This window comes from Streptomyces niphimycinicus (assembly GCF_018883605.1).
Lineage (GTDB): Bacteria > Actinomycetota > Actinomycetes > Streptomycetales > Streptomycetaceae > Streptomyces > Streptomyces niphimycinicus.
In genome coordinates, this window is record NZ_JAHLEM010000270.1 from 1 (window position 1) to 9,174 (window position 9,174).

General features: G+C 68.8%; 7 protein-coding genes and 1 pseudogene. 2 read left to right on the forward strand and 6 right to left on the reverse strand.

Features of this window, described 5'->3' with window-relative positions; translation table 11 throughout:
• The 5 genes from KN815_RS23890 to KN815_RS23910 all read right to left on the reverse strand — a co-directional run.
• Positions 1-1,551: polyketide synthase (locus KN815_RS23890; protein WP_301184626.1), on the reverse strand; the 1,551-nt coding region annotated here is incomplete at its 3' end.
• A gap of 26 nt (positions 1,552-1,577) precedes the next feature.
• A complete protein-coding gene (locus KN815_RS23895) occupies positions 1,578-2,519 on the reverse strand; it encodes an NAD-dependent epimerase/dehydratase family protein (protein ID WP_216343988.1) in 942 nt (313 codons plus the stop codon).
• A gap of 144 nt (positions 2,520-2,663) precedes the next feature.
• Positions 2,664-4,244 carry an amidase family protein gene (locus tag KN815_RS23900; RefSeq protein WP_216343991.1) on the reverse strand — a complete coding sequence of 527 codons (1,581 nt, stop codon included), beginning with the start codon at positions 4,242-4,244 and terminating at the stop codon, positions 2,664-2,666.
• Between the two features lie 639 nt (positions 4,245-4,883).
• Positions 4,884-5,333, reverse strand: coding sequence for a DUF7848 domain-containing protein (locus KN815_RS23905; protein WP_216343989.1), 450 nt, complete (start codon positions 5,331-5,333; stop codon positions 4,884-4,886).
• Positions 5,330-5,569, reverse strand: coding sequence for a DUF7848 domain-containing protein (locus KN815_RS23910; protein ID WP_093470651.1), 240 nt, complete (start codon positions 5,567-5,569; stop codon positions 5,330-5,332). The genes KN815_RS23905 and KN815_RS23910 overlap by 4 nt, the downstream gene beginning before the upstream one ends.
• 716 nt (positions 5,570-6,285) lie before the next feature.
• On the opposite strand from KN815_RS23910, the gene KN815_RS23915 reads away from it, so the two are divergent.
• Positions 6,286-7,602: an NsdA family TPR-like regulatory protein gene (locus KN815_RS23915; protein ID WP_253209203.1), complete on the forward strand. Its 1,317-nt coding sequence runs from the start codon at positions 6,286-6,288 to the stop codon at positions 7,600-7,602.
• 16 nt (positions 7,603-7,618) lie between these two features.
• Positions 7,619-8,338, forward strand: coding sequence for a 5-formyltetrahydrofolate cyclo-ligase (locus tag KN815_RS23920; protein WP_216343990.1), 720 nt, complete (start codon positions 7,619-7,621; stop codon positions 8,336-8,338).
• A 308-nt stretch (positions 8,339-8,646) separates the two neighbouring features.
• Here KN815_RS23920 and KN815_RS52280 read toward each other — a convergent pair.
• Positions 8,647-8,903 (reverse strand): annotated as a pseudogene (locus tag KN815_RS52280) (recombinase family protein); the annotation flags it as partial.
• Positions 8,904-9,174 lie beyond the last annotated feature (271 nt).

A 9,174-nucleotide genomic window follows, 5' to 3' on the forward strand; every position in this document is an offset into this window, starting at 1 on the left:
GGCGAGCCGTTCGGCGAGGGGGGCCCGGCGGGCCAGGGTGTCCGCCACCCCGGCCAGCGGCGGCCGGTCATCGGCGAGGGTGTGTGCCAGCTCCCGGGCGTAACGGGCCAGCCCGGCCCGGTCGCGGGCGCTGAGCACCAGCAGATGCGGTCCGCCGTCCGGTGCGGGGCGGGCCGGTGCGGTGGCGTACTCCTCCACCACCAGATGGACCCCGGTGCCGCCGAAGCCGAAGGCGCTCACCCCCGCCCGGCGCGGCTGCCCGGGCTCGGGCCAGCCGGTCGGCTTGGTCGGGACGGTCAGCCGCGCGGCGTCGAGTCCGGAGCGGTCGGCCAGGTCGAAGTCCGGCTGCGGCGGTATCACCCCCCGGTGCACGGCCAGCACGGTCTTGACGAGGCCGGCGATCCCCGCGGCGTTGAGCGCGTGCCCGACCACCGCCTTCACCGCGCCGAGGAAGGCTGGTGCGCCCCGCTCGCCCCGCAGTTCCCGCAGCACGCCCACCTCGACCGGATCGCCGACCGTGGTCCCGGTGCCGTGCGCCTCGAGGTATCCCACCGCCTCCGGGGCCAGGTCCGCGTCGCGGTAGGCCCGGCGCAGGGCTCTGAGCTGACCGGCCGCCTGGGGGTGCATACCGCCCTGCACCGTCCCGTCGTTGGCCGTGCCCACGCCCCGGATCACCGCGTAGACCCGGTCACCCGCGGCCAGCGCGTCGGCCAGCGGGCGCAGCGCCAGGACCCCGGCGCCCTCCCCCAGGACGAAGCCGTCGGCCTCCGCGCCGAACGGCAGGCATCTGCCGCTGCGCGAGATGGCGCCGATCCGGCACAGCCCCACCAGCAGGTCCGGGGCGAGGATGAGCTGGGCGCCGCCGGCGAGCGCGATCCGGCAGCGGCCCGCGCGCAGTGCGAAGACGGCGTTGGCCACGGCCATGAGTCCACCGGAGCAGGCGGAGTCCAGCGCATAGCTCTCGCCGTGCAGATCGAAGACCGAACTGACCGTGTTCGGGCCCATGTTGAGCAGCAGCCCGGCCACCGAGGAGCCGTGCAGCCCGTCCACCGCGCGGACCGCCTCCGGCCACCGGGGGTCGCTCGCCCGTGCCCCGAACTCGCCGCCGGTGAGCTGGCGCATCCGGATCTGCATGGTGCTGAGCTCGCGGTAGCCGCTCTCGGTGAGCGCCGTGATCACCGAGGTCTCCTCGCGGTCGAAGCCCTCGGCCTCCCATCCGGCGTCCTGGATCGCCTCCCGGGCCAGGTCGATCAGCAGCCGGCCCTGCGGATCCATCGATCTGGCCCGCCGTGGCGGGATGCCGTAGTGCGCCGCGTCGAAGTGGCCCACGTCCGGCAGCAGGGCCATGGTGTCCGTATAGGCCGCGGACGAGTCACGTAAGTTGTCGCTGAGGAAGGTGGCGGTGCGCCACCTCGCGTCGGGGACGGCTGTGAACTGCGCCCGCGGCTCGTTGAGGAGCCGCCAGTACTGGTTGACGTTGCGCGCCCCCGGGAACCGGCAGGCCATTCCCACGATCGCGACGTCATCACGCCGCGTTGCCGCTGAACCCACTGGGGATCCCTTCGCTGTCACGGATGTCACCCGGCGGTGGACAGTCGCTCACGCCACCACTCGACCGTCGCCTTGACCTGCTCGTCGACGGAGGTGGCGCGCACCGCGAACGCGGCCTCGTAGGCGCTCGCGTCCATGACGAAGGGAGCGTCGAACTGGTAGCGGACCTCCTTCAGTTCGCGCAGCAGCGGGGAGGCCAGCGACGCGAGAGAGAGCACGGCGGACGGCAGCCTGCGCACCGCGACCGGCCCGGTGTCCGCCTGCGTGGCGAGGCGGTCGACCATCTCCCGGGTGGACCGCGCGGGCGCCGTCGGTACGTGCCAGGCCCGGCCCCAGGACCGCTCCTCGCCCGCGACCTCGGCCAGGGCGGCGGCCACATCGGGGATATAGCTCCAACTGTGCGGGGTGTCCGGGTCCCCGAGCGAGGAGACCGGCTTGCCGCGCAGCACCTTTGGCATGACCCGCGCGGCCAGATGCCCGCCGTCGGTCACTCCGGGCCCGAAGAAGTCCGACGCCCGCACCTCGACCGCCTTGATCCGGCCCTGCTCATGGAGGTCCCGCGCCTGCTCCCACACGGCGGCGCGCACCCGCCCCTTGGTGCCCCTCGCCGCGAGCGGCAGCTCCTCGGTCATGGGGCCCTCGACCGGGCCGTAGCCGTAGAGGTTGCCCAGGATGACCAGGACGGCCCCGGTCGCCTCGGCGGTCGCGCAGAGCGACGAGGCCAGCGGGGGCCAGTCGCTCGCCCAGCGGTGGTAGGGCGGTGCGGCACAGTTGTAAATGGCGGCCGCGCCCTGCGCGGCCTCGGTCAGTCGTGCGCTGTCCGTCGCGTCCAGCGCGACATGCTCGATGCCCGGTTCAGGGCTTCGGCCCGATGTGGTGACGACCCGTACCGAATGGCCCTTTTCGGCCAGTAGCCGAGCGGTGGCCGCTCCGGCGGGCCCGAATCCTATGACGACATGAAGGCTCACGCGCGCACACTAGCGCGAGAATCCGTGGCCGTTGGGGCAGACTTTCCGACGCCCGTTCGGGTGCGGCGGAAGATGTCCCGATCTCCTTGGTGAACGGTGGCGTCCGGCCGGTGCCGCGGGGCCGGACGCCACGGGTTGGACACCTCAGCGGGAGGCGCCGGTCCCCACCGTCGGCAGATAGCGCGGCGCCCGCCAGGCGTGAAGTCGCCGCTCCACCCCGGCACCCAGCGACAGAAGCTCGGTGTCCTCGTGGTCACCGGCCATCAGGAGCAGGCCCACCGGCAGCTCGTCGACGAACCCGGCGGGCACCGACAGGGAGGGATATCCGGCCACCGCCGCGGGGGTCGAGGACGGGATCACGTCGTTGTCGCCCCGTGCGCAATCCGTCGTCCAGGCGGGCGGGTTGGTCGGCGAGGCGATGGCGTCCAGGTGATGGGCGGCCATGGTCTCGTCGATGGAACGCCGGGAGAGATCCTTCAACTCGGCGCGCATGGCCCGGTATTCGGGGTCGGTGGTGGCAGGTGCGGCCAGGGCCTGCTCGAACAGCTCCTGACCGGCGAAGCAGGTCTGCTCCGCCGGGTGGGCGCGGTTGAATTCGATCAGCTCGGCGAGGTCGCGCGGCCCCTCGCGGGTGGCGAGGTAGGCGTCGATGTCCCGGTGGAACTCGCTCAGCAGGGCCGGGAATTCGAGCTCGGTCAGCCGCTGCTGATACGGCGGCGTCACCTCGACGACCTCGGCCCCCGCGGTACGCAGCCGCTTCGCGGTCCGGGTCATCACGGCGTCCACCTCCGGACCGAGCGAGGGCAGCCGCCACAGGCCGATCCGCTTGCCGCGCAGCGCGCCGGGGTCGGTCGGCCCGGCCGCGGTGCGGTCGTCGCTGAGCACCGAGAAGGTGAGCGCGGTGTCGATCACATTGCGCGCCATGGGCCCTGCGGTGTCCTGCTCGGCGGAGATCGGGACCACTCCGGCCTGGCTGACGAGGCCGAGGCTGGGCTTATGGCCCACCACCCCGTTCATCCCGGCCGGGCACACGATGGAGCCGTCGGTCTCGGTACCGATCGCCACCTGCGCCAGCGAGGCGGCGAGCGCGGCGCCCGAACCGGCGGACGAACCGCACGGGTTCCGGTCGAGTACGTAGGGGTTGTTGGTCTGCCCGCCCACGGCCGACCACCCCGACGTCGGCTTCGCGGCGCGGAAGTTGGCCCACTCGGACAGGTTGGTCTTGCCGAGGATCACCGCCCCCGCCTCGCGCAGCCGCGTCACCAGGTCGGCGTCCGTGTCCGGCGGGCTGCCGGCCAGTGCCAGCGATCCGGCGGTCGTGGGCAGGCCGCGGGTGTTCACGTTGTCCTTGAGCAGGACCGGGATGCCGTCGAGCGGGCCACGGGTGGCGCCGTGCCGGTGCCTGGCGTCGCTGGCGGCCGCCTGCCGCAGGGCGGTCGGGTCGGTGCGCAGCACCGCGTGGATCGTGGGGTCGATGTCCTTGATCCGCCGCAGATAGGCGCTGGTCAGCGCCGACGAGTTCAGCGAGCCGCCCGCCATGCGCGCCTGGAGTTCGGGGATCGTCACGGTGTCGAGATCGACGCCGAGTTCGGCGGGGGAAGCGGTCGGCGGCGACGACATGCCGCCGCCGGCCTCGGCGGCCTCGGCCCGCGGTCGCGGTGCGCCCGCACAGAGGGAGCCCACCACCAGGGCGGCGACCAGCGTGGCGAGGCTCGGCTTCCTCATAGCGCTCATGACCCTCATGCTCCTCATGGAGGTCAGCGGACTACGGGCCGGCGGTCCAGCACAAGGGGGTTACGCGCCGAGCTTGGGCGCGGACGCCTACGGGTGTCCGGCGGATCTGTCCCCTCCCCGCCCCTTCCCGCTACCAAGGGCTCCGCCCCTGGACCCCGGCTCTGGGGCACAGCCTCGGTCCGGGGGCGCAGCCCCAAGTCCGGGCTCTGGGGGCACAGCCCCGACCCAGGCCCTGGAGCGCAACCCAGACCCGGGCCCTGGGGACACAGCCCCAACCCGGGGTCCAGGGGCGCAGCTCCAGTCCGAGGTCTGGGGCGGAGCCCCAGTTTCGGGAAGCCCCGATGCTCGTAAGTAAGTGTTCTGGAGCATACCGGCAGGTCAGCGGGCATGGAAGTGCCCCGCCCCCGGTCGTGATCAGTCGGGGACGGGGCTGGTTGGTGGCGCTCTCACCGCGCGGTGCGCGGCGCTCCGGTGAAGGGGCGGACCGGGGCGGGAGCCTCAAGCGCGTCCGCTCGGCGTGGGCACGTCTGCCCATCGGGCTCGGGGCTTGTCCGGTCGGGAGAGCCACCGTTCCCGCGCGACTGGAGGCTACGGGGGAGCGTCCCCGGCCGTGCGGGCGTCATCAGCGGGTCAGCCGGTGTCCTGGCCGGTCCCGATGAGGTAGCCGCCGAGTCCGGCGGCCACGATGAACGTGGTCAGGACCAGCGGTCCGGCGAATCGCCCCAGCCACGCCTCGACGGGCTGCCAGCAGGCACCCCAGCGTCCGGGGGCGCGGTGCGTGGCGGGCGCCTGGCCGGCGCTGCGGGCCGGGGGCGGCATAGCCGTGCCATGTCCGTCCTGGGGCCGTATGGGGTCCACGCGCCAGTGACGCTCAACGGTCACGAGGAACTGACCGTGATTCAGCCCTTGTTGCTGAGTGTGGAGGATGGCCCAGCGCGCGACGGGCCCGGGGTCGCTGTCCACCCGCCCCGACGTGGCGGGGCACGTCATGCATTCGGCGAGATAGATCCCGTCCGGCGCTCCCTGGGCGCGTTCGGCGCTGAGCACCAGGTCCGAGCCTTTAAGGATGGTTCGCGTCACTGCCACGCTCCCGGTTCGAACCGGCAGGGGCGGGTGTTGATCTCCCGATAGGTGAAGTGCTCCGGGTTCGCCTTCAGGTGGCCGGTCGCCCATGCGTGCGCGGCGGCCTGCTCGTCGCCGGGCTCCCCGGTCTGCTCGCACACCGCGCACTGCATGGCGAATGTGATCGGTTCGGCGTCAGGCTCGGTGTCGGGGATGAGCTGGAACTCACGGAAACGGTACGTGGCCCGGTTCATGCCCGCCCCCCTTCCAGAGAGCGCTCCTCTTGCTGTGGTCGGGGTGGCGCTTGAGTAACACGGCACAGTCGGTGACCTTGCTCAGGTCCCCCGCCTGACGCGCCTCTTCCTTCTCGCGCTCCAGGCGGGCGCACTCCGCACAATTCGCACTCATGACACCCCTGCCGCACGTCGTGCCTCTTCCAGCCGTCGCGCTATGTCGCACGACTGGTCGGGCGTGCACGTCTGGCACTCGGTCCGGTGCATGAGGTACGCGGCTTGAAGTTGCTCAATGTCAGCGGCGCGGGGGTGTTCGGAGACTTCGCGCTCAGGCACGGCTCACCTCTGCCGGGCGAAGGTCTTCCGGGCGTGCCTGCCATTCCTTGCCACCGTGCTGGGGCCCGAGCATTAAGCATGGTTCGCCCCGGCCCATGTAGCTACCCAGGCGGTCGGTGGCCGTATCTCGTACCAGCATCCCCACGTTCGGGTGATCGTGGCTACTCTTGCGCACGGCTGCCTGTCCTTTCTCTCATGTGTACAGGTGGCCCGCGCCCCCGGACGTTGGCCCGTCGCGGGGGCACCCTTTGGGGCGCACTGCACGTGTTCCATGAGCTTCGAGGCGGCAGACCTCCGAGAGAACCGCGAATGGGGAACCCCGCAAGCGACTTTGGGGAACCCCGTTGCGAGGAACCGGGGACTACCCTGGGGAGATCACCTCCGTCCCTGCTAGGTGGGCCATGGACGAACGCGAGACGCAACGCGCTGGCTACCCGCTGACGATTCCCGACACGCTCCTCGGGAGCGAGGCCATGCAGCGGGCATGCGCTACCCGCAACTTCCAGGAGATCTTCCGCCTCGTCAACAGGCGTACAGGCTCAAGCCATGCGGCCATGGCCGCCGCCATCGGCAAAATGACGAGTTCCCGTGTGAGCGACATCATCCGGGGTGTCCGTGGCGTACGCAGCCAACAAGTGATCGAACGTATTTCCGACGGCTTCGGCATTCCCGGCGAAATGCTCGGACTACCGAAACGGCCATGGGAGGGTTCCCCAAATGACATTGACGGAACCACCAACACCGGCACTACCGTCGAGGCTGTGACTGATTCCCAGGCCAAAGCGCGTACTCAGTACGTGCAGGAGAACCCCGGAAGCCTTGACCTATTGGCGGTGGCTGAACTCCGGCAACAAGTGCAAACCCTGGACGCGCGCTATGCCACTGAGCCGTCTACGGCGCTAATCGCCGAAATCGGGCAGCATTTAGGGCAACTCGCGTACTGGCATACTCACACGACCACGTATGCTGTTCGCCGAGACCTCTATGCCGCACAGGCGGAAGCCTCCACGTTAATGGGGCAATTGGTCTGGGATGCTTCGGGGAGGACCGACCACGACACCCCTCGCGCTTACTTCGCTCAAGCTGCCGAGGCGGCACGCGAATTACACGACCCCGTTGCCGAGGGGCTGGCCTTACTGCGTACTTCTTTTGTTGCCCTATATGGCGAGAAGAATCCGCGTACCGGTCTAGAAATTGCACAGCGCTCCGCCGACACGGTTGTGAATACCAGCCATGTTCTTGCGGGACTGGCTGCGCTACACACGGCCGAGGCTTACGCGATGTTGCAGCAACGCCGAGACTGCGAAAAAGCATTGAGAAACGCCGAATGGCATTTCAGTCAAGTTAGCACCAACGATGCTGGCGTGTCGATGTTCTCTCCTGGGCAGTTCGGGCGATTGACTGGGTCTTGCTTTCTTTTCCTAAATGAAACTACTCGCGCGCAGACAGTCCTGGAGGACACAGCTAAAGAGTTGCGTGAGGGGTCAAAATCTCATGCTATCGCCCTGGGGAATCTGACTCTTGCGTACATTCGACAAAGGAAGGTAGACGAAGCTGCGGGTACGCTCGGCAAAGCGATTGACGTTGTAGAACGTAACCGTGGCGGCGGCGGGCTGAACCTCATCTTTCAGGCAGGTCGTGAACTGCAACCATGGCGAGCCGTCCCGGCAGTACATGAACTCAATGACCGGCTTCTGAATCTCATTGCATCCGCATAAGCAGAAAGAGGCATCGATGAATAGGGCGCAAGTTCAGCATGCCAAACAAGCCGTCCGCGAACGCGTCTGGGCTCGACTGGAGCCCACGCACGGGGACGTGACGGGCCGTATCCCTTCTTTCATCGGTGCGGACTCTGCCGCTGCCCGTCTCGCTGAACATCTTGCCTGGCAGACTGCAAGCGTCATCAAGGCGGTTCCAGACAAAGCCCAGTTGCCTGTACGTGCTCGGGCGCTCCAAGAGGGCAAACGGATTTATATGGCATCGCCGAAGCTGGCGACGGAGAATCCTTTCTACCTCTTGGACCCTGAAAGTCTCAGCATTCCGCCGATCGAAGCCGCCGAACGGCGAACAGCAGCAAGAGTCGCACAGCCGGTAGGCGTGCATGAGATGCCGGTCGTTGACTTGATCGTGTGCGGAAGTGTTGCCGTTAACTCAAAGGGTGTACGGCTAGGGAAAGGCGCCGGATACTCCGATATTGAAGTAGCCCTATTGCAGGAAGCTGGCCTCATCGGCCCGAACACACTTATCGCGACTACGGTTCACCCTCTCCAAGTCGTGAAAGAAGAGCTACCCGAGTCCGAACACGACTTTCGAGTGGACCTTATTGTTACTCCAGATGAAACTATCGAGTGTCCACCCCATCCACGTCCGCCCGGAATCTTCTGGGAACGCCTTACCTCTGACTCCATCGCCGCAATTCCCGCGCTGGCAAATCGCAAGCCAAGTAGCCGGTGAGAGGCTGAAGCCCCCGCACCTGCCATGGTGGGCGGGAACGGGGGTTTCGATGCTCGACAGGACAATGCGAACGGGGAATCATGGATCAGGGATTAGCTGCCGTTTTAGGCGGGCAGTGCGTCCCGTACTTGTAGGAGGCACACCCAAAGTTGCCCGACGACTTGTTGAGGTACATCCGCCCGCCGCACCCCTCACAGTGGATGACGCGCAACAGCAGCGCGCCACAGTCGCTGCGCTGCGCAGCCCCCTCGGCACGGGACTGGGACGCGAACAGCGCGGCCACCTGGTCGAACTCCTCACGAGTGAGGATCGGGACGGGCGAGCCATCCGCCGAGTTGCGGACGATCGAACGGACCGACCTTCGACGCGCTCACATCCAGGTCCACAGCCTCACGGACCCCGCTGCCCCGCCGAAGTCGACACCGAGCGTCGCCGCCGCTATGTCGTCGGCCTCCCGCTGCCGCTCCGGGCTGGTGGTCTCGTCCGTCCGCACTGACAGCCGGATACACCGGACCCCGCGCAGCGTCTCAGTGACGCCGACCCCTACCGTCGTATTCGTCTCCATGCCCCGGGGGGAGCGCAAGGGGTGCGAGACTGCTTTGACCTGCTGCGTTACCACCACTGTCGATCCCAGAACTACCCATCTGGAGCATCGGGAAGGGGCGGGGAGGGGAACAGCCCGCCGCAGGCGTCACGCTCCGCCCGGACCATCCATCCCCTAGCCTCGGCGCAGGCTCGCCAGGAAGCGCCAGAGCGCGGAGCGGGGCCGTTCCGGCTGGGTGGGGGCGGGCGTCGGGTGGGCGGAGGGCTCGGGCTCCGGGAGCGGGGCGGGTGCC